The organism is Mesorhizobium xinjiangense (genome assembly GCF_009749525.1).
GTDB lineage: Bacteria > Pseudomonadota > Alphaproteobacteria > Rhizobiales > Rhizobiaceae > Mangrovimarina > Mangrovimarina xinjiangensis.
This window is the reverse complement of sequence record NZ_WOAC01000022.1, coordinates 61,735-81,973: the sequence shown is the minus strand read 5'-3', so window position 1 is coordinate 81,973 and position 20,239 is coordinate 61,735. Positions and strand designations below refer to the sequence as shown.

General features: G+C 62.9%; 17 protein-coding genes. 9 read left to right on the top strand and 8 right to left on the bottom strand.

All coding sequences use genetic code 11. The features are described 5' to 3' along the window. Positions 1-177 precede the first annotated feature (177 nt). From GM909_RS20605 to GM909_RS20590, 4 genes are read left to right on the top strand one after another with little or no spacing between them, the layout of a single operon-like run. Positions 178-1,038 carry a carbohydrate ABC transporter permease gene (locus GM909_RS20605; protein WP_157019100.1) on the top strand — a complete coding sequence of 287 codons (861 nt, stop codon included), beginning with the start codon at positions 178-180 and terminating at the stop codon, positions 1,036-1,038. Next, positions 1,035-1,871 carry a carbohydrate ABC transporter permease gene (locus tag GM909_RS20600; protein WP_157019099.1) on the top strand — a complete coding sequence of 279 codons (837 nt, stop codon included), beginning with the start codon at positions 1,035-1,037 and terminating at the stop codon, positions 1,869-1,871. Before GM909_RS20605 ends, GM909_RS20600 begins: the two co-directional genes overlap by 4 nt. 10 nt (positions 1,872-1,881) lie before the next feature. After that, on the top strand, positions 1,882-2,967 hold the full coding sequence (locus GM909_RS20595; protein WP_157019098.1) for an ABC transporter ATP-binding protein: 1,086 nt from the start codon (positions 1,882-1,884) through the stop codon (positions 2,965-2,967). A gap of 35 nt (positions 2,968-3,002) precedes the next feature. Further along, positions 3,003-5,018 (top strand): aldo/keto reductase, encoded by a 2,016-nt coding sequence (locus tag GM909_RS20590; RefSeq protein ID WP_157019097.1) that lies wholly within the window; start codon positions 3,003-3,005, stop codon positions 5,016-5,018. Here GM909_RS20590 and GM909_RS26105 read toward each other — a convergent pair. Beyond that, positions 4,969-5,283: a hypothetical protein gene (locus GM909_RS26105; RefSeq protein WP_235911996.1), complete on the bottom strand. Its 315-nt coding sequence runs from the start codon at positions 5,281-5,283 to the stop codon at positions 4,969-4,971. The two genes, GM909_RS20590 and GM909_RS26105, sit on opposite strands and share 50 nt — an antisense overlap. A 79-nt stretch (positions 5,284-5,362) precedes the next feature. After that, positions 5,363-6,385, bottom strand: a complete 1,023-nt coding sequence (locus GM909_RS20580) for a LacI family DNA-binding transcriptional regulator (protein WP_198174331.1) — start codon at positions 6,383-6,385, stop codon at positions 5,363-5,365. Between GM909_RS20580 and GM909_RS20575 the strand changes: the two genes are divergently transcribed. Further along, positions 6,355-7,248, top strand: a complete 894-nt coding sequence (locus GM909_RS20575) for a hypothetical protein (RefSeq protein WP_157019095.1) — start codon at positions 6,355-6,357, stop codon at positions 7,246-7,248. The genes GM909_RS20580 and GM909_RS20575 overlap by 31 nt on opposite strands. Here the strand turns inward: GM909_RS20575 and GM909_RS20570 are convergent. The 6 genes from GM909_RS20570 to GM909_RS20545 all read right to left on the bottom strand — a co-directional run bounded on the left by GM909_RS20570 (position 7,215) and on the right by GM909_RS20545 (position 14,372). Then, the gene (locus GM909_RS20570) at positions 7,215-8,675 is read right to left on the bottom strand and encodes a M20 family metallopeptidase (RefSeq protein ID WP_157019094.1); all 1,461 of its coding nucleotides are present in this window, start codon (positions 8,673-8,675) and stop codon (positions 7,215-7,217) included. The two genes, GM909_RS20575 and GM909_RS20570, sit on opposite strands and share 34 nt — an antisense overlap. Before the next feature lie 66 nt (positions 8,676-8,741). After that, complete coding sequence (locus tag GM909_RS20565; protein ID WP_157019126.1) at positions 8,742-9,722, bottom strand: ABC transporter ATP-binding protein; 981 nt, start codon at positions 9,720-9,722, stop codon at positions 8,742-8,744. Between the two features lie 20 nt (positions 9,723-9,742). Next, positions 9,743-10,732 (bottom strand): ABC transporter ATP-binding protein, encoded by a 990-nt coding sequence (locus GM909_RS20560; RefSeq protein ID WP_157019093.1) that lies wholly within the window; start codon positions 10,730-10,732, stop codon positions 9,743-9,745. Continuing rightward, positions 10,729-11,664 carry an ABC transporter permease gene (locus tag GM909_RS20555; protein WP_157019092.1) on the bottom strand — a complete coding sequence of 312 codons (936 nt, stop codon included), beginning with the start codon at positions 11,662-11,664 and terminating at the stop codon, positions 10,729-10,731. The genes GM909_RS20560 and GM909_RS20555 overlap by 4 nt, the downstream gene beginning before the upstream one ends. Continuing rightward, on the bottom strand, positions 11,661-12,638 hold the full coding sequence (locus GM909_RS20550) for an ABC transporter permease (protein ID WP_157019091.1): 978 nt from the start codon (positions 12,636-12,638) through the stop codon (positions 11,661-11,663). Before GM909_RS20550 ends, GM909_RS20555 begins: the two co-directional genes overlap by 4 nt. A gap of 105 nt (positions 12,639-12,743) precedes the next feature. Beyond that, on the bottom strand, positions 12,744-14,372 hold the full coding sequence (locus tag GM909_RS20545; protein ID WP_157019090.1) for an ABC transporter substrate-binding protein: 1,629 nt from the start codon (positions 14,370-14,372) through the stop codon (positions 12,744-12,746). A gap of 158 nt (positions 14,373-14,530) precedes the next feature. Here GM909_RS20545 and GM909_RS20540 point away from each other — a divergent pair, with 158 nt between their 5' ends. The 4 genes from GM909_RS20540 to GM909_RS20525 all read left to right on the top strand — a co-directional run bounded on the left by GM909_RS20540 (position 14,531) and on the right by GM909_RS20525 (position 20,161). Beyond that, entirely contained in the window at positions 14,531-15,499 is a 969-nt protein-coding gene (locus GM909_RS20540) for a LysR substrate-binding domain-containing protein (protein ID WP_198174330.1), read from the top strand. A 150-nt stretch (positions 15,500-15,649) separates the two neighbouring features. Continuing rightward, the gene (gene argE, locus GM909_RS20535; protein ID WP_157019088.1) at positions 15,650-16,816 is read left to right on the top strand and encodes an acetylornithine deacetylase; all 1,167 of its coding nucleotides are present in this window, start codon (positions 15,650-15,652) and stop codon (positions 16,814-16,816) included. A gap of 254 nt (positions 16,817-17,070) precedes the next feature. After that, entirely contained in the window at positions 17,071-19,314 is a 2,244-nt protein-coding gene (locus tag GM909_RS20530) for a TonB-dependent hemoglobin/transferrin/lactoferrin family receptor (RefSeq protein WP_157019087.1), read from the top strand. A 385-nt stretch (positions 19,315-19,699) separates the two neighbouring features. Then, positions 19,700-20,161, top strand: a complete 462-nt coding sequence (locus tag GM909_RS20525) for a MarR family winged helix-turn-helix transcriptional regulator (RefSeq protein ID WP_235912000.1) — start codon at positions 19,700-19,702, stop codon at positions 20,159-20,161. Positions 20,162-20,239 lie beyond the last annotated feature (78 nt).

The window sequence follows — 20,239 nt, the reverse complement described above, 5'->3', positions numbered from 1 at the left end:
ACCCCCACCCCTGACCCCTCCCCAATCCTGAGCTTGTCGAGGGGGAGGGGGGCGATGGCGCGCTCGACCTGCTTCCCTCCCTCCTTCGACAAGCTCAGGAGTGGGGAGGGATTGAGGGTGGGGGTCCTGAGACGAGTGCGAATCGGCAAGCCTCACACCCATAAAGGGAGGAAAGACATGCGGATGCGGACAAGGGCGGCCTATGGCTTCCTGACGCCCTATCTTCTGATCTTCGCCGCCTTCTGGGTGTGGCCGATCGTCTATTCCTTTTATCTTTCCTTCCTCGCCACGCGCATCCAGCCCTGGCGCTTCAACCCCGGCATGACCTGGGGGCGGCTGGTGGTGGATCCCGCCTTCGCCAACGCGCTGAAAAACACGCTGATCATCCTCGTCATCCAGGTGCCGGTGATGATCGCGCTGGCGACGCTGCTTGCCGTGCTGCTCAACTCGCAGCTTTTAAGGGCGCGCGGCATCATGCGCTTTGCCTTCTTTGCGCCGGTGGTGGTGGGCGAAGCGGCCTATGCGGCGGTGTTCCGGCTCATGTTCAACGCCGATTTCGGCGTCGTCAACAAGCTCATCACCGGCATCGGCCTGCCGCGGGTGGACTGGTTCGCAAGCCCGACGGCGGCGATGGCGCTGATCATCATGGCCGTCACCTGGCGCTGGGTGGGCTACAACGCCATCATCATCCTGTCCGGCCTGCAGGCGATTCCGAACGACGTCTATGAGGCGGCGACGCTCGACCGGGTGTCGAAGCCAAGACAATTCTTCTTCATCACCCTGCCCCTGCTCAAGCCCATTATTCTCTTCTGCGTGGTGCTGTCGGTCATCGGCACGATGCAGCTCTTTGCCGAACCTTTCCTCATCACCAATCGCGGCGGTCCCGGCGGGGCGACGGAGACGCTGGGCCTCTTCCTCTACCGGCAGGGCTTTACCGTGCTCAATTTCGGCTATGCCTCGGCCGTCGCCTACACCATCGCCGCGCTCGCCATCTTCATCTCGCTTGTCAATCTGTGGATCGGGAGGAGCCCCAAATGAGGTCGAAATCCGTCTCCACGCTTCGGCGCTCCATCGCCCTGCACGCAGTCATGGTGCCGCTGGCGATCGTCTGGCTGTTTCCGATCTGGATGATGGTGGTGTTCTCCACCATGCCGGAAAATGCCATCTTCAGCCCGAACATCCACCTGATCCCGTCCGACCGGTTCTGGGCCAATTTTAACGTTCTGCAGGGCGATACGAACTTCCTGCGCGCCATTTTCATCTCCGTCGTGGTGGCGTTGGTCTACACCGTTCTTTCGGTCATGCTCACCTCCATGGCCGGCTGGGCGCTGGCGCGCTATGCCTTTATCGGCAAGGGGATGGTGCTCACCATTATCCTCGGCACGCTGACGCTGCCTTATTTCGTCGTCGTCATCCCGCAATTCATCATGGTCGCGCGCGATTTCGGCCTCGCCAACACCTGGTTCGCGCTGATTGTACCGCCGCTCTTCAACTCGCTCGGCGTGCTTTTCATGCGGCAATCCTTCTCCATGATGCCGGCGGACCTGTTCGATGCGGCGCGTGTGGAGGGTGTGCGCGAATGGCGCATTTTCCTGTTCGTCGCCATGCCGCTGGCGCGGCCGACGCTGGCTGCCCTCTCCATCATCCTCTTCCTGGCGTCGTGGAACAACTATCTGTGGCCGCTCCTCATCAACAACCGGCCCGACATGATGACCGCCCCCGTGGCGCTCGGCTCGCTGATCGGGCTTACCAAGGTTTCCTGGGGCGGCATCATGGTTGGGGCGGTGTTGCTGACGGCGCCCATGATCGCCGTGTTCATTCTGCTGCAGCGTCATTTCATCGCCGGCATCGCCGCCGGCGCGGTCAAGTAAGGGTTGGTTCATGGCAGGTGTCACGCTCCGTAATGTCGTCAAGCGCTTCGGCTCCTTCGAGGTCATCCACGGAGCCGATCTGGAGGTGGAGGATGGCGAGTTCGTCGTCTTCGTCGGCCCCTCGGGCTGCGGAAAGTCCACCCTCTTGCGCATGATTGCAGGGCTGGAAGACATTTCCGACGGCGAAATCGCCATTGGCGGCACGGTGGTCAACGATGTCGAGCCGGCCGACCGCGGCACGGCGATGGTCTTCCAGTCCTATGCGCTCTATCCGCATATGACAGTGGAGAAGAACCTCTCCTTCGGCCTGCGCATGAACGGCAACGACAAGGCCGACACGGCGCGCCGGGTGGAACGGGCGGCGAAAATCCTGCGCATCGAAGAGCTGCTCGATCGCCGGCCGGGCCAGCTTTCCGGCGGCCAGCGCCAACGCGTGGCGATCGGCCGGGCCATCGTGCGCGATCCTGAAGTATTCCTTTTCGATGAGCCGCTCTCCAATCTCGACGCGGAATTGCGCGTGCAGATGCGCGTCGAGATCGCGCGGCTGCATGCCGAGCTCGGCGTGACCATGGTCTATGTCACCCACGACCAGGTGGAAGCGATGACGCTCGCCGACCGCATCGTCGTGCTGCGCGATGGGCGCATCGAGCAGATCGGCCGCCCGCTCGATCTCTACGACGACCCGGCCAACCGGTTCGTCGCCGGCTTTGTCGGCTCGCCGAAGATGAATTTCATGGCTGCCGAGGTGGTGGGCGCTGAAAATGGCAGCGTCACCGTCGCCCTCACCAACCAAGGTGGCGCGCGGCTGACCGTGCCGGCGAAAAACGGCTTTGCGGCGGGCGACAAGCTCACCGTGGGCCTCAGGCCCGAGCATTTCGGCGGTGCGGGCGAAGGCGATTGCGAGCTTTCCGTCAAGGTCGACGTCGCCGAGCATCTGGGCTCGACCAGCTATGTCTACGCCAACACCGCTTCGGGCGAACAACTCGTCATCGAACGGGAAGAATCGCGCAGCGAAATCGGCGTGGAGCACCTGACGGTCTCCATTCCGGCGGCGCGTACGTACCTGTTCGACGCTTCCGGCGCACGCCTGCGCTGACAAACTGAAACGCAAGGAAAGAAAGCACTCCTCCCATGATTTCATCCAGGAAACTGCGCTGGGGCATTCTCGGCCCGGGAAACATCGCCAAGGCCTTTGCCGGCGGTCTCGCCCATTCCGAGACGGGCGAACTCGTCGCTCTCGGCGCACGTCATCCCGACAAGCCAAACTATGCGCAGGATTTCCCTGGTGCGCGCGTGCTGGACGGTTATCAGGCGCTCATCGACGATCCTGAGGTCGAGGCCGTCTATATCGCCGTGCCGCATCCTCTGCATGCCGAATGGGCGATCAAGGCGGCGCGAGGGGGAAAGCACGTTTTGTGCGAAAAGCCGATGGGGCTCAGTGCCTATGAAGCCGACGCCGCTTTCTGCGAGGCGCGCAAGGCGGGCACCTTCATGGGCGAAGCCTTCATGTATCGCGTTCATCCGCAGACGACCAAGCTCATCGAACTGGTGGCGGACGGCGCGATCGGCACCGTGCGGATGATAAAGTCGAGCTTCGGCTTTGCCATGCCCTCCGTCATGCCGGAGCACAGGCTTTACGCCAATCACCTCGCCGGCGGCGGCATTCTCGATGTCGGCTGCTATCCGGTGTCGATCGCCCGGCTGCTGGCCGGTGCGGTGGAGGGCAAACCCTTTCTCGACCCGGTGAAGGTGGTTGGTACGGCGCATCTGGGCGAGACGGGCATCGACGAATGGGCCTCGGCCATCCTCCATTTCGGCAACGACATCATCGCGGAAGCCTCCTGCTCGATCTCGCTCAAGCAGGACAATATGCTGCGCATCTACGGCACCGAGGGCCGCATCGAAGTGGCCGATTTCTGGTTTGCGAGCGGACATGAAGGCGGCGTCGGCGAGATCGATATCATCCGCCCCGACCGCGCGAAGGAGACCGTTGCGGTGGAAGAAAGCCGCTGGCTCTATTCCTTTGAGGTCGATGCGGTGGCCGAGACCGTCAGCGCCGGGAGCCAGGAATTTGCCGCGCCCGGCATGAGCTGGGACGACACGCTCGGCAATATGCGCACGCTGGACAAGTGGCGCGCGGCCGCCGGGCTTACCTATGAGGTGGAAAAGTCGGCACAGCGCAGGACCACGCTCGCCGGCGAAAAGCTCGCGCAGCGCTCCGAGACCATCGGCCGCCGAAAGCTTCCCGGCATCGGCAAGCCGCTCTCCGAAGTGGCGCTCGGCTTTGAGGACTTTCCCGATTTCGCCAGTGCCGCGATCCTGCTCGACGCCTTCTTCGAGGCAGGCGGCAATGTCTTCGACACCGCCTTCGTCTATGGCGGCGGGCGCACCGAGGCGATCCTGGGCGACTGGCTGGCAAGCCGCGGCGTGCGCGAGGAGGCCGTGGTGATCGGCAAGGGCGCGCATTCGCCCCTCACCTATCCCGATGTCATCGCCAGGCAGCTCGACCAGTCCCTGGAGCGGCTGAAGACCGATCATGTCGACGTCTATTTCATGCACCGCGACAATCCGGATGTGCCGGTGGACGAGTTCGTCGATGCGATAGACGCCGAGGTGAAGGCCGGCCGCATTCGCGGCCTGTTCGGCGGCTCCAACTGGTCGCGCGAGCGCATGGCCGAGGCGATCGACTATGCTGAGAAAAACGGCAGAACGGCGCCCGGCGTGCTTTCCAACAATTTTTCGCTCGCCGAGATGATCGACCCGGTCTGGGCCGGCTGCGTCAGCGCTTCCGATGCGGACTGGAAAGCCTGGCTCGGCGAGCGGCAGATCCCCAATTTCGCCTGGTCGAGCCAGGGGCGCGGTTTCTTCACCGAGCGCGCGGGCCGGAACAAGCGCGACAATGAGGAGCTGGTGCGCTGCTGGTATTCGGACGGCAATTTCGCCCGCCGTGACCGCGCCGAGGAGATGGCTAAAGAGCGCGGCGTGAAGCCGATCCACATCGCGCTCGCCTATGCTCTGGCGCAGCCCTTCCCCGTCGTGCCGCTGATCGGCCCACGGCGGCTGGTCGAGCTTGACGACAGCCTGACGGCGCTTGCGCTCAAGCTGTCGCCGGAAGACGTGCGCTGGCTGGAGACGGGCGAACGGTAAGCGCTTCCGGCGGCCCCAAACTGCGTTGCAGGCGTACTCCAAACCGGCCAGTCCACGAGACGAAGCTGTCCGTGGCCCGATCGGGCGTATCGAACAGCCATGAGAGCGTGAACATGGAACCGACCGATTGCAGGTCCTTGTCCGCAATGGCGGAGAGCTTTTTTGCGTTCATCTTTCCAAACATTTGCCGCAGACCGTCGAACAGCGCGTCGGTGGCTTGTGGCGTGTAAGAGAGCAGCCCGCCGGCGAATATGTTCTTGCCCACGATACGGGCAGCGATCCTAATGTACCGGGGTCGTCGGGCTCTTCTTCGATGCCATCGCACCGGCCCCGTCCTGCAAGCGCTATTTCAGTGCCGGACCGGTTGAATCGCGGACCACCAGCTTCACGGCGGTTTCCGTATAGGTCACCAGCCGGTCCTGGGACCGGATCCGCTCGATGAGGCAATCAACGCTTCGCGCACCGATGTCCTCCGTCTCAATGCGGATGGTTGTCAAAGGCACGGAATTCAGCGCCGCTGTCGGGATATCATCGAAGCCGACCACGGAGACATCGCCCGGGACGTTCAGCCCGGCCTCCGTCAACGCCGCGATGGCACCGAACGCGCAGGCATCGTTGCAGCTTAGAATCGCGGTGAAGTCGCGGCCTTTCAGAGTTTCGAGGCGCTGCCTGATCGCCTGATAGGCGAGATTGGTGCGCATGGCCTCCAGTTCGATCACCAGGTCGTCGTCGGCCTCCATCCCGGCCTCCTGCATAGCCCGCCGATTACCGGCCATGCGGTCGCGGATCGTCGGGCGCGGCGGGTGGCCGAGGGTGAGAATTCTGCGATGTCCGAGCTGCAGCAGATGGCGGGCGGCAAGATAGCCGCCGGTCCGATTGGCCGGGGCGATGGCATCCAACCGCATCAGCGGTTCGCGACCGTTGACGATGACGGCAGGTACGGCGCGCTCGGACAGAAGCTGGATCAACGTCTCCGGCTGCATCGACAAAAGCAGATAGCCGGCCTCCTCGTCGTCGGGCTCCATCCGCGCCATGCCGGAGGGGCCGACCAGCTTCATGGAAAGGCTGATGCCGAGCTCACGCGCCCTCCTCTCCATGCCGCGTTGCACGGCCTGCATGAACTCTGCGCCGCTCTCGGTGAGATGGACGTCGTAGAGCACGGTCACCGAGGAAATGCCCGCCGACGCGCCGGCATAGTTGAGGCGCTCTGCGGCCGATTGAACGCGCGAGCGCATGGCGTCGGAAATGCCTGGCGTGCCATTGAGCGCCCGGGAAGCGGTGCTGATCGAAATACCCACGGCGTCGGCAATATCGCGCAAGGTGACCCGGCCGGGCGATGCGGCAACAGAATCCTTGCCAGAAGGCACGTCATATCCGGCCATCATCTGGCTCCTTGTTGGCGTGGTGTCATCTCTATGATGGTCGCCGAATTCCCTCTTTCCTGGAAGACTGGCACAAGCAGTTCGATCCTGCAAGTTTGCGTGAGTATCGCAACTTTGCGAATTTCGCAAAGATTTCCTTGATTTTGCGAAGCGCTGCTGCCTCACTTTGCGAAAAGAAGCATCAACTCGCTCCGAAAGAGGGGAACGTGTCCAGGGTGGCGGAAATCGGCCAAGACGCAGCGTCCGGGTTCCGGGTCGCCGACTGCCTGCCGGCGCTCGGCGATATCCTGCCCGTCTTCGTGCCTGCGCCAGCCTATGCCGATCGGGTGTTCCGGACCGGTATTCCCGACGCCATGAAATCCCGGCTGATCGCCGACGCCGAGGCGGCGCTCGGCTCGAGCTGGCCGGTTCTGACCGCGCAGGCCTATCGTGCCTTCAGCTCGACCGGGGACCGGGTCGGCTATGAAAGCGACTATTTCGAGCGCCGCCGGCGCGTCAATGCGCTTGCGCCCGCAGAGGCGGTCGAAGGGCGGGGCCGATTTGTCGATGATCGTCAGGGGATCGACCGGACCGGCGCCCGGCTAAGCAAATCCCTCGAAAAGTCATGCCATTCCCCTCGCATGGCCCCGCGCGACCGGCAGGCCGCCCATTCTCGTTTCAATCCGGCGAGGGGGCCACACGTTCGCAATCCCCAACCCGATCGCTCGTTCGAGCACGGCCGTACGGTTCCGTGCAGCAACCAGCGGCCTCCGGCTTGTCGCGTATTTCCTGAACCCTACTACGTTGCCGGTTTCGAGGAACCCGAACTCGAGGACTATGTGCCGGTGGTCGCCAGACGGCCGTCCTGACGATCTCCCGCAGGGCGCGGCTGGATCGGCGCCTTCACGTCAGGCGGGATCGGGCAGATATAGGGCGTCTTCGACGTGCGCCTCCTGTGATCGTCCCTGGCCGCCTCCAGCAGGTGCGGATTGTTCAGGAGATCGACGGCGCTCCCCGCCATCACCTTGGCGGCATAGACCAATCCCTTATGCGCCGGGCCGGCCTTGCCTTGTGCCGTGATCTGCCAGGAATGGCCCGGCGTTCCGATCGCATGGGTGGCCACGCGTGCCTGCGCCGTGGGCACCGCCCAGCTTACATCGCCAACGTCGGTCGAGCCGATCATCGCTTCGCCCACCTGCCGAAACGGCACGATGAAATCGCACAGCGGCTTGTCGTCCATCGGTTCGACGCCGCAGCGGTGGTAATCGCTGACGATGTCTTCCTCGCTCAGCGTTTCCTGGATCCTGGCGGCGAAGGCCCGGTCGGCAGCGTCGAAGACCACGGGGCCAAGGCGATCCATGTTGGCCTGCATGGTCTCATCCATCGGCGTGTTGGCGAGCAGGTTGGAAACGGCGCTCAACACGCGGATATCGACCTGCGTTTCCGTCATCATGGCGGCACCCTTGGCAATCTTGATGACGCGTTCGTTGAGCGCCATCATGCCGTGAACGTCGCGGGCGCGCACCGCATAGCGCACGGTAGCCTTGCCCTGCACGACATTGGGCGCGATGCCGCCGCCATCGATCATGGCATAGTGGATGCGCGCCGAAGACGGCATGTGCTCGCGCATATAGTTGACGCCGACATTCATCAGCTCGACCGCATCGAGCGCCGATCGGCCGAGATGAGGGGCGGCGGCGGCGTGGCTGGCGCGCCCGGTGAAGGTGAAATCGATACGCGTGTTGGCGGGCGACTGCATGTCGTCGACCCGCGTCAGCGACGCGGGATGCCAGGTCAGCGCGCAGTCGACATCGTCGAAGGCGCCGTCACGTACCATGAAGGCCTTGGCGGCCCCGCCTTCTTCCGCCGGGCAGCCATAATAGCGCACACGGCCGGGAAGGTTGTTTTCCGCCAGATAGGTCTTGAAAGCCGTCGCGGCCAGAAGGGCCGCCGAGCCAAGCATGTTGTGGCCGCAACCATGACCATAGTCATTGCCCGGCACCGGGCACGGCTCGGTGACGTTGGCTTCCTGGCTTAGACCCGGCAGGGCATCATACTCGCCGAGAAAGGCGATGACCGGGCCACCCTCGCCCGCCTCGCCCATCACGGCTGTTGGAATGCCGGCGACGTTCTCGGTCAGTTTAAAACCTTCCTCGCGCAGCATGGCCGCATGCTCGGCACTCGAACGGAACTCCGTATAGGCGATCTCGGGCATGCCCCAGATGCGATCGCTCAGCGCCTCGTAGGCGGTGCGTGGCTCGTCGACCAATTCCCAGATGCGTTCCGAATTGCTCATCATGCCTCCTTTGCGAGATTTGCCGACTGCGGTTCGGTGCTCTGACCGCCATGCCGTGCGTGTGGGTCAGGTGCCGGCCTGGTCGTTGAGATGACAGGCGGAGAAACGGCCGGGCGCGATTTGCCTGAAAACCGGCCTCTCGCTTCTGCAGCGCGCAAAGGCGTGCGGGCAGCGCGGATGAAAATGACAACCCGGCGGCGGGTCGAGCGGCGACGGAATTTCGCCCTGGATGATCGAATAGGTCTTCTTCTTCGGCTGCAGGGTCGGGACTTCGGCAAGCAGCGCGGCGGTATAGGGGTGGTTCGGCGCGGCAAAGACCTCCTCGCTGCGGCCGAGTTCCACCATGCGGCCGAGATACATCACCGCAATACGGTCGGAGATGTGTTCCACGACGCCGAGATCGTGACTGATGAACAGATAGGTGAGGTTCAATTCCTCGCGCAAACGCAGGAAGAGATTGAGAATCTGCGCTTGAATCGAAACGTCGAGAGCGGCGACGGATTCGTCGCAGACGATGAATTCCGGATTGACGGCAAGCGCCCGCGCAATGCCGATGCGGGCGCGCTGGCCGCCGGAGAATTGGTGCGGATAACGCCGGCGCATGGATGGATCGAGACCGACGCGTTGCAGCATGTCGTCGACATAGGCGGCAATCTCGCCACGCGGCACGAGCTGGTGGTAGCGCGGCGCCTCGCCGACGATCTCTTCGACCCGCAGTCGCGGATTGAGCGACGACATCGGATCCTGGAAAACGAGCTGCACCTTCAGTGCCGCCGCGCGCGCCGCCGCACCTCTCAGCGTCGTCAGTGCCTTGCCGCGATAGCGGATTTCCCCTTCGCTCGGCCGCAGAAGACCGGCCACCATGCGCCCGAGCGTCGACTTGCCGCAGCCGGATTCGCCGACGAGACCCATGACCTCGCCTTGCTCCACCGACAGCGAAACATCGTCGACCGCCTGCACGCTCGTGGCCTCGATCTTGCTGCCCAAAAGCCGTGCGGCGCGCGCGGCGATGTCCAGCTCGGTGGCGAACCGTTTGGATACGGACATGATGTCGATGATCGGATCGGTCACGAGACGGGATTTTCCTTGCACGGTTCGCCAAAGGGGTGAACGCAGCGCACCCGCCGCTCGCCCGGCAATGTGTCGAGCGCGGGCACGGCCAGGCACGCCTCGTCGGCACGGGAGCAGCGCGGGCGGAACGTGCAGCCCGAGGGCAGGTCGAGAAGCGACGGAGTCATGCCGCGGATCTGCTGCAGCGGCCGGCCATGGGCCCTGCCTTGCGGGACCGAACCGATGAGCCCCCGCGTATAGGGGTGCATCGGGTTTTCGATGACGTCGGACGCGGCACCCTCTTCGACGATCAGGCCGGCATACATGACGGCCAGCCGGTCGGCCAGGCCGGATACGACGGCAAGGTCGTGGGTGATCCAGATGAGCGCAGTGCCCGTCTCGGCGCACAGCTTCTGCACTTCCGCCAGGATCTGCGCCTGGATCGTCACGTCGAGCGCCGTCGTCGGCTCGTCGGCGATGATGAGATCGGGCTTGTGCAGGAGCGCGATGGCGATCGCCACGCGCTGGCGCATGCCGCCGGAAAACTGGTGGGGATAGCTCTTCAGCCGTTCGTCCGGGGCGGAAATCCCAACCATGGTGAGCGCCTCCCGGGCGCGCTTCAGCGCCTCGGCACGGCCGACCTTCTCATGGGCCAGGATCGTCTCCACCATCTGGGTGTCGATACGCAGAACGGGATTCAGCGTCATCATCGGGTCCTGGAAGATCATTGCGATGCGCTTGCCGCGCAGTCGGCGCATCGTCTTCTCGCCGGCCGCAATGAGATCGGTTCCGTCAAAGACGATCTCGCCCGAGACGACGCGCCCCGGAGGATCGACAAGGCCGAGCAGCGAGAAGCCCGTCACCGACTTTCCCGAACCGGACTCGCCGACCAGGCCGAGGATCTGGCCGCGTTCGACCGAAAAGCTGACGCCGTCGACCGCCTTCGCCACGCCGTCGCGGGTGAAGAAATGTGTCTTGAGGTCCCTGACGTCGAGAAGCGCCGTCATTTCTGCAGTCTCGGATTGAGCACGTCCCGCAGGCGGTCGCCGACCAGGTTGATGGCGACGATGGTCGCCACCAGGGCGATGCCGGGAAAGATGCTGACCCAGTAGCGGCCCGACAGCAGATAGTCGTAACCGTTGGCGATCAGCAGGCCGAGCGAGGGCTCGGTGATCGGCACGCCGACACCGAGGAAGGAAAGCGTCGCCTCCAGCGAGATCGCCTGCGCGATCTGGACCGTTGCCACCACGATGAGCGGCGGCACGCAGTTCGGCAGCAGGTGGCGGAACATGATGCGCCGATGCGAAAGGGCCAGGCACCGCGCGGCGTCGATATAGTCCTTTCGGGTTTCCACGATCGCCGAACTCCGCACCGTGCGGGCGTAATAGGCCCACTGGACGATGACGAGCGCCAGGATGACCTTGTCGACTCCCCGCCCCAACAGGGCCAGCAGGATGAGCGCGATCAGGATCGCCGGGAAGGAAAGCTGGAGATCGACCACGCGCATGATCAGGGAATCGATCCGGCCGCCGAAATAGGAGGCGACGACACCCAGCGTTACGCCGATCGTGATCGCGCAGCCGAGCGAAACGAAGGCGACGAGCAGACTGATGCGCAGCCCGTAGGCAATGGCCGAAAGCATGTCGCGCCCCTGCTCGTCGGTTCCAAGCCAGTAGGTGCCGCCAGTCGAAAAACTCGTCTCGCCCGGCGGCAGCCCGCCATCCATGATGTCGAGCTGCGCCAGATCATAGGGGTTTTGCGGCACGATCCAGGGCCCGATCACGGCAAAGGCGGCGATGAGGACAAAGACGACCAGGCCGATCACGGCCAGCCGGTCCTCGAAAAAGGCGGCGAGGATGCGCTTGAGCGGGCTGTCGGCCTTGGTGCGCCGCAAGGGCGCGGCCGACTCGCCGCCGGTGGCAAGAATTTCGCCGGTCATCCCTTCACCTCCGAAAGACGAATTCTGGGATCGAGGAAGGAATAGAGAACGTCGACGACGAGGTTGATCGTGACGATGATCAGCACGGTCAGCATCAGATACGCGACGATCAGCGGCCGATCGAGCAGCTTGATGGAATCGATCAACAGCTTGCCCATGCCCGGCCACGCGAACACGGTTTCGGTGACGATGGCGAAGGCGACCATGGAACCCAGCTCGAGCCCGAGAATGGTGACCACCGGGATCATGATGTTCTTCAGCACGTGCACCAGAACGACACGGCGCGTGGAAAGCCCCTTGGCGCGGGCAAACTTCACATAGTCCTGCGTAACGACCTCACGTGTATTGGCGCGCGCCAGGCGGATCACCAGCGACATCTTGAACAGCGCCAGGTTGAGCGCGGGCAAAAGCAGGTGCTGCAGCCCGTCCCAGGTGAGGAAGCTGACGCGCATGCCGAGCACTTGCACGGTCTCGCCGCGCCCGCCCGCCGGCAGCCAGCCGAGCAGTACGGCGAAGATGAGAATGAGCAGCATGCCCTGCCAGAAATTGGGCAGCGAGAAACCAAGAATCGATCCCGCCATGACCGAACGCCCGCCGATACTCTCCGGCTTCAGCCCGGCATAGACGCCGAGCGGAACGCCGATGACGACCGACAATGTGAGCGCGACCAGCGCCAGCTCCATCGTTGCGGGGAAGCGTTCCAGGATGATGTCTACGGCCGGCCGGCCATAGACGAAGGAATTGCCGAGATCGCCTTGCAGCGCGCTCTTCACGAAGATCAGGAACTGCTGCCAGAGTGGCTTGTCGAGACCAAGACGCGCGATCGTCGCGGCGATCTCCGACTGTGTGGCTTCCGGATTGATGAGGACATCGACCGGATTGCCGATCGCATAGACGCCGAGAAAAACCAGGGTCGCCATCACCATGATTGCGACCAGGCTCTGGCCGATGCGACGCATCAGATAGACGATCATGCACGGGCTCCGGAAAAGATCGGCATGGGCCGCGCGCTGCACGGGCGCGCCGGCGTGGCGTCGGATTGCGGGCCGCGAGAGGTCGCGGCCCGCATGGTTCCGTCCTTATTCCGCATCACCCTCGCCGTCGGCCTTCGTGACCGCATAGGCGAGCGTGTACTGATCGACGCGCGGCGTATAGTCGAGGCCCGGCGCCAAGGCCCAGACGGTCTGCTCGTAATGCAGCGGCAGGATACCCCATTCGTCGAGCGCCACGCCTTCGGCCTTTTGAAGAAGCTCGGAGCGCTTTTCATCATCGATGGTCTTCATCGCCTCGCCGAGCAGGCTGTCGAGTTCCTCGTTGGAGTAGCGGCCGGCATTCGTCACCCCGAGCCCGGCATCCGGATTGTGCGTCGCGACCAGCGATTTCAGCGGTGACGACATCTCGCCCGATGCCGCGCCCCAGCCGGCCATGTAGATCGGGAACTCCTGCTTGTTGCGACGCGAGAAGAACTGGCTCGCGGTGGAAGCGTCGACGGTCGTCTGGATGCCGATGCGCGCCAGCATCTGTGCGACGGCCTGCGCCACCTGCTCGTCATTGACGTAACGGTCGTTCGGCGTGCCGAGCGTAATCTGGAAGCCGTCCGGATAGCCGGCTTCGGCGAGGAGTTCCTTGGCGCGTTCCGGGTCGTAAGGATCGACCGCACGCCCCGACGTACCGAACATCGGCGGCGGCAGAAGCTCGGCCGCCGGCGTCGCATAACCGCCCATGATGCGCTCGACGATGGCTTCGCGGTTGATGGCGAGCGAGATCGCTTGGCGCACCTTGGCATCGGTCAGCGGGTTCTTTCCGTCGGTCCCGCCAAGGCCCGGCGCTTCGCCGTCCTGGTCCATGGCGAGATAGATGACGCGGTTCGATTGGGAATCGACGATCTTGAAGCCGGCCTCCTCGATGCGCGGAATGTCCTGGATCGGCGGCTGTTCGATCATGTCGACGTCGCCGGCGAGAAGAGCGGCGACGCGCGGTCCGGTGCTCGAAATCGGCCGCATGACGACGCGCTCCCAGTCCGGCGCGTCACCCCAATAATCGGCATAGCGCGTGATGACCATCTCGCTGCCGCGGGTGAAGCTGTCGAGGACATAGGGACCGGTGCCGACGGCGATGGCGGGATCGTTGAAGGCACCGGACTGCGGGACCTCGCCCATGCCTTCACAGCTCCCGTCGGGTCCGTAGGTCAGTTCCTCTTCGGCGCCCATGGCTTCAGCCGACAGGATCGCCCATGTGGCGCTTTCCACCGGAAGAAGCGGGTTGGCGCCGTCCGTCTCGATGATCAGCGTATGCGGGTCTTCCGCCCGCATATCGGAGATCTGCTGGGTGTAGATCGAGAAGGAGGATGGTGAATTCTCCACCATCGGGATGCGGCAAACGCTGTAGATCACGTCGCGCGCGGTGAACGCGCCGCCATCGTGGAAGGTGACGCCCTCGCGCAGCTTGAAACGCCACGTCGTATCGTCGATTGCCTCCCAGGATTCGGCAAGCTGAGGCATGGGCGACTGCGTCGCGTCCTGCTCAACGAGAGCCTGGAATACGTTCTGCAGAACCTGCGTATTGGTCGACAGATTGTGGAACTGCGGATCCATCGACGTCGCTTCCGATTTGAGCCCTATCGTCAGCTCGCCGTCCTGAGCGGTTGCCGGCGTCAGCATCGTTGCGGAAACGAGTGCCGCCGCCATTGCCGTCGAAACTTTCCTCATTTCGCTTTCCCCTTTTGGTTCTTTCGGCCGGCCTCCTCCGAAGGCAGGGCCGAATGTCCGACCGTGTCACGGCCCTGTTGGCAGACACGCTATTATGCTATAAACAAATTGCAAAGGAAAAAATGTATGCATTCTGCTCATATGATAGGCAGGGAGCGGTGACCCAGGACGAGACGGCGCCGACACGAATGGGCTTCACGCTGCGCGAGCTGGAAGTGCTCCGCGCGCTGGTGCAAACCGGCAAGACGACGACAGCCGCCCAGCGCCTGGGCATCTCGCAGTCGGCCATCAGCCGAAGCCTTTCGCAACTGGAAAGCGCGCTCGGCCGCACGCTTTTCGAGCGCGCCGGCGGACGCCTGCTGCCGACGCGCGAGGCGCTGGCCATCAGCCACGAACTCGATCCCGTCTTCGCCGCGCTCGGCCGCATATCCGACCGCACACGCATTGCGCCACAATCGCATTCGGGCTGCCTGCGCATCGTCGCTCCGCCGACCATGGCGCACCGGTTCCTGCCGAGCCATGTCGCGCGCTTCACCAAGGCAAATCCCGAGTTGGAGGTGATCTTCGACGTCCTGTCCAGCGACAGTCTCGTCACCAGCATCGCCGAGGGCCGTCACGATGTCGGGCTGACCGACACCGAACCAGCCCATGCCGGGGTGCGAAGCAATATACTCATCGAGAGCGAGGCGATCTGCGCCCTCCCCAGCCGACACAGGCTGTGCGCACGCGAAACGATCCGCCCGCAGGATCTGGAGGACGAGCCCTTCATTTCGCTGACGCGCCGCCATTCGGGGCGCATTTCCATCGATCGCGTGTTCGAGCGCAGCGGCGTGCGCCGCAAGATCGTCATCGAGACGGCGACCGCCGTGTCGGCCGCGGAATTCGTCCGCGTGGGGCTGGGCGTCTCGTTGCTCAACCCCTTTCCCATCGCGCATCAGTTCGCCAGCGGCATTGTCATGCGCCCGTTCTCGCCGAAAATCCCCTATCGCACGTCGTTTCTCTTTCCTTCGAGCCGTCCACCAAGCCCGGCCGCGCAGGACTTCATGGATACGACGCGCGCTAGCGTGGTGGATTTGAAGTTCGATTCATTCGAAATCGAGGGCGCCGCTACGAACTTCAAATCCTAATGCCACACCAGAATCATGGAATTGCCAGTGTCCTTGTCGATCCGAAATTCGCGCAGCGGGTATCGGTGATTGTAGCGAATTCCGGATTCGGGACACCGGTCTGATATAGCCATCATCGCGGGCCATCCCGCCAATCACGGAGTATCGTTCATGCCGCTTTCACCAAGCGAGGAAATCCTGGCCCGGCTCGTTTCCTTCGACACGACGAGCCGCAACACCAACCTGCCTTTGATCGACTATATCGCCGACTATCTCGAAGGACTCGGCGTGAAGAGCCGGAAAGTGTTCGACGAGACCGGCGAGAAGGCCAATCTGTGGGCCACGATCGGACCGCAGAAGGACGGCGGCATCGTGCTTTCGGGCCATACGGACGTCGTGCCGGTGGACGGGCAGGACTGGACGAGCGATCCCTTCGAACTGACCGAGCGCGACGGAAGGCTGTTTGGCCGCGGCGCCTGCGACATGAAGGGCTTTGTTGCCGCCTGCCTCGCCGCCGTGCCGCATTTTCAGAAGCGCAACCTCGCCCGGCCGATCCATCTGGCATTCTCCTATGACGAGGAGATTGGCTGTATCGGCGTGAAAGGCTTGCTCGAATGGCTGAAGGATGCGCCCTATCGCCCGCGTTACTGCATCGTCGGCGAGCCGACGCTGATGGGCGTCGTCGTCGGCCACAAGGGCAAGCGTTCGATGCAGATCACGGTGACCGGGCGCACCTGCCATTCTTCACTCGCCCCCCAAGGTGTCAACGCCGTCGACTATGCGGCCCTGCTTACGGTGAAGATGCGTGAGATCGGTCAGCGGCTGGCGCGCAATGGCAGCCGCGATCCCGAATATGATGTGATCCACACGACCGCCCATACGGGTGTCATTTCGGGCGGAACCGCACTCAACATCGTGCCCGACCAGTGCGTGATGATGTGCGAATTCCGGGCCCTTCCGGGAGAGGACGTCGACGCCCTTGTCGCCGAACTTCATGCCTATGCCCACGACGTGCTCGAACCGGAGATGAAGGCGATCGCACCCGAGGCTGGCATCGTGATCGAACTCACGTCGGAAATACCGGGGCTGGAAACAGCGCCTGACGCCGAGATCGTCACCCTTGCCAAGCGCCTTTCCGAGACCAACACGCACTCCAAGGTCGCCTTCGGGACGGAAGCCGGCCGCTTCCACGACATGCTCGGCCTGGAAACCGTCGTCTGCGGCCCGGGTTCCATCGCGATGGCGCACAAGGCCGACGAATATATCGAACGCGACCAGATGGCGCGCTGCGACCGCTTCCTGGAGCGGCTTGCCGACTGGGCGGAATCCGGCGCCTGAGCGTTCGCGTCGAACTCCATGACCCGGAGCGCCCCATCGATCATGAGAAGTGATTGAACGGGATGAGAGCCTGTGTGTCGAATGGACGTAGGGCACTCTAATTCTTGACTATAGCAATCATGTTTTGATACTGAACCTCCGATCAGCGGTGGGTACGATTCTTTTGTGTTCCACGTATCTTCCTACGCTCAGCAAGCGTGGCTGCATTCCGCGGCCGGCCAGCCAGGCAATCTTTGCAAAGAGGGGCTTGAGGCATGCTTGCGAATTCCGTTTGGCGCAGACGACTATTGTGCAGCACGGCGACGCTTTTGGTGGCAGTGGGGGCGGGCAACACCGCAACTGCGCAAGAAGGAGCCACGCAACTGGACAGACTTACGGTCGAAGCCGCCTCCGACCCCGATCGGACAGTCTTGACCACGACGGTGGAGAAGGAAGAGCTCGATCGTCGTATGGTGGACGACATCGACGATCTTTCGCGCCGCATTGATGCCGGCGTCAATTTCAACAGCAACAACAACAGCATCAACCTCCGCGGTCTTGATCAGAACCGCGTCCTCACGACCATCGATGGCATACGTGTCCCGTGGCTGACTGACCCGCGCGACAGCGCCCAGGGCGGACTGAACGCTTTCGACTTCGATACGATTTCCACAATCGACATCACGCGCGGGGCCGACTCGACACACTACGGATCGGGCGTTCTTGGTGGCGTCGTATCGTTCCGGACTCTTGATCCGGAAGACCTCCTGACGGGCGGGCGTCGATTTGGGTCGCTCGTCAAAGGGGCCTACGATAGCGCCGACCAGAGCTGGCGCACGAATGCCGCCGTGGCGGGCCGTGTCAACGATACATATGTCCTCATTCAAGGCAGCTATCGTGCGGGTCACGAGACCGACAATTTCGGGACTATCGGCGGTTACGGTTCGGACCGCACCGAGGCGAACCCGTTGGATTACGACCAAGGCAACCTGCTCGTGAAAATCCACCAATATGTCGGGGACGGTCACCGCTTCGGCATTACGGGAGAGCTCTTCGAGCGGGATGCAGACATAGACGATCGCATCGGCACATCTTCGAGCTACCAGCCGGGAAGCCTCAAGTCCGGCGATGATGTCAAACGGCAGCGCCTCTCCGCCACCTACGACTTTCTCTCACCGGATGGTGCAGACTGGGTCGATAGAGCCCATGTCACGGCCTACTGGATGCGCCAGCAGCTGAACAAGACGACCGACGGTTTTCGTTTCCGGGATTCGAGAGCCGATATCATCCCGGGCGATCCGTTCTTCTACGGTTATCCAAGCGGTGTCTACAAGCGCGACAACGAGCTTGAACAAACCTCCTACGGTGTTACGGGGAACACGTCGAAGGAAATGGAGCTCGGGGGGCTTAGTCACAACCTTCGCTTCGGCAGCGAAATCTACCGGCAGGACACGCATCAGTATTCGTCGGGCGTCGATAGCTGCCCCGATGTCGACTGGACGACCGTCCCGGATTTCTTCGGCCCCCAATCCTGCAAGTTCTTGCACTCCAACGCCTCCGACATGCCGGACGTCGAGAGCCTCTTCTTCGGCATGTTTGTCGAAGACGACATCGCGCTTCCCAACAACATCACTTTGACGCCGGGAATCCGCTTCGATTGGTACGAACACAATCCGAATTCGACTGCAGCGTATGAACGCGGGCCGAACTTCGACGGGACATTGCCCCCCTCAAACAGCGATGCCAGGGTCTCCGGCAAGATGCGGGCCGCTTGGCAGGCTACCGACAATCTGGAACTCTACGCTCAGTGGGCCCAGGCATTCCGAGCACCGTCGGCACTCGAACTTTACCAGAATTATGGCCAACCTGGATCGTATGCCCGTGTCGGCAACCCTAACCTGAACCCGGAGACCAGCAATGGTTTCGAACTAGGGGCCCGATACGAGGCAGCGGCATATGGAGCCTCGGTCAGCCTGTTCAACAATTACTACCGCAACTTCATCGATCAGGTGCAGATCGCCCCGCCTGGTGGGGAGTACCCGATCGGTGGCGTTATCGGCTACGAGAACAGAGACCGCGTCCAGATTTACGGTGCGGAACTGAGCGGTTACTGGAATTTCGCTCCCAACTGGCGGACCTGGGGGTCATTCGCATGGTCGCACGGCAAAGACACGGACACGGACGAATATCTCAATTCGATCCCGCCACTGCGGGCCATTGTCGGCCTGGGCTACAACACCGAAAACTGGGGTGCCGACGTCTCGCTCACCATGGCTGCCGCGCGCGACAAGGTCAGCGACGGAGGGTTCAAGGCGCCCGGATACGGCATTGTCGACGTCACGGGCTGGTGGGAGCCGGAGCAGCTCAACGGGCTTCGTATCCAGGCCGGCGTTTTCAACGTCTTGGACAAGAAGTACTGGAACGCGTTGGACGTGCCGGACAACACATCAGATGATGTTCGCGATCGCTACTCCGAGGCCGGACGAGCGTTCCGCATCACCATCTCCCAACGCTTTTAGGTAGAGTCGCCGAAGACCGGTATCGATCTGATAGCGTGAACGGCGTCCCGGATCGGTTCATCGTTTCATAACTGCGATGAACCGACCAAACTCTTTGATTCCGCTCTGCAGGATATCGGGGCGATACAGATTTCTGACCTTCGCGGTGGACCGTCGCTGCTGATTTGCCTGCGAAACCATGCAATATCATCTATAAGTCCGTATAAGGACAAACGGGGTGCGGCATCGCCTCCCCGATCGACACGATGATGACGAGCGGCGGCCAACATACCGGCCGGGTTCGATTGCGGAGGCGGATTCATTGGCCAGCGAAGACGAGCTGAACGACGGCGAGACCGGCGACAACGCCGGACCCGGGGGCGCCGGGACCGCGGCGGAAGCGGCTGTGCCTGGCGCCATTCGAACACTCGGCGAGCTCGGACTGCAGCAGTTCGCGCCCTACCTGATGAACCGCATCATGGGGCGCTACAACCAGACGCTGCGCGATCGGCTCAACGAGGAAGGCCTGACCACGCCCAAGATGCGTGCGCTTGCGGTGCTGTCGGTCATGGACGGCCTGAAGATCAACGAGCTCTCGGTCTATGCGGTCACCGAGCAGTCAACCCTCAGTCGTGTCCTCGACGCCATGGAGGCGGAAAAACTGATCCGCCGCCAGGCGGCCCCGGACGACAACCGGGTGCGCAACATCTTCATCACCGAGCGCGGGCGCGCCACCTTCAACGCGCTCTGGCCGACGATGCTGGCTTCGTCGGAGGCGATGTTCGTCGGCATCGACGACGAGGAACGCGAGCGCTTCACCGCCACCTTGCAGAAGATCCTGCGCAACATCCGCAAGCACGAGATCTGAACCCGCCGAAGTCCGCTTGACGTGGCCAACCGTCCAAAATAATATGCAAATGCATATTATTTCAGGCACCGATCGCTC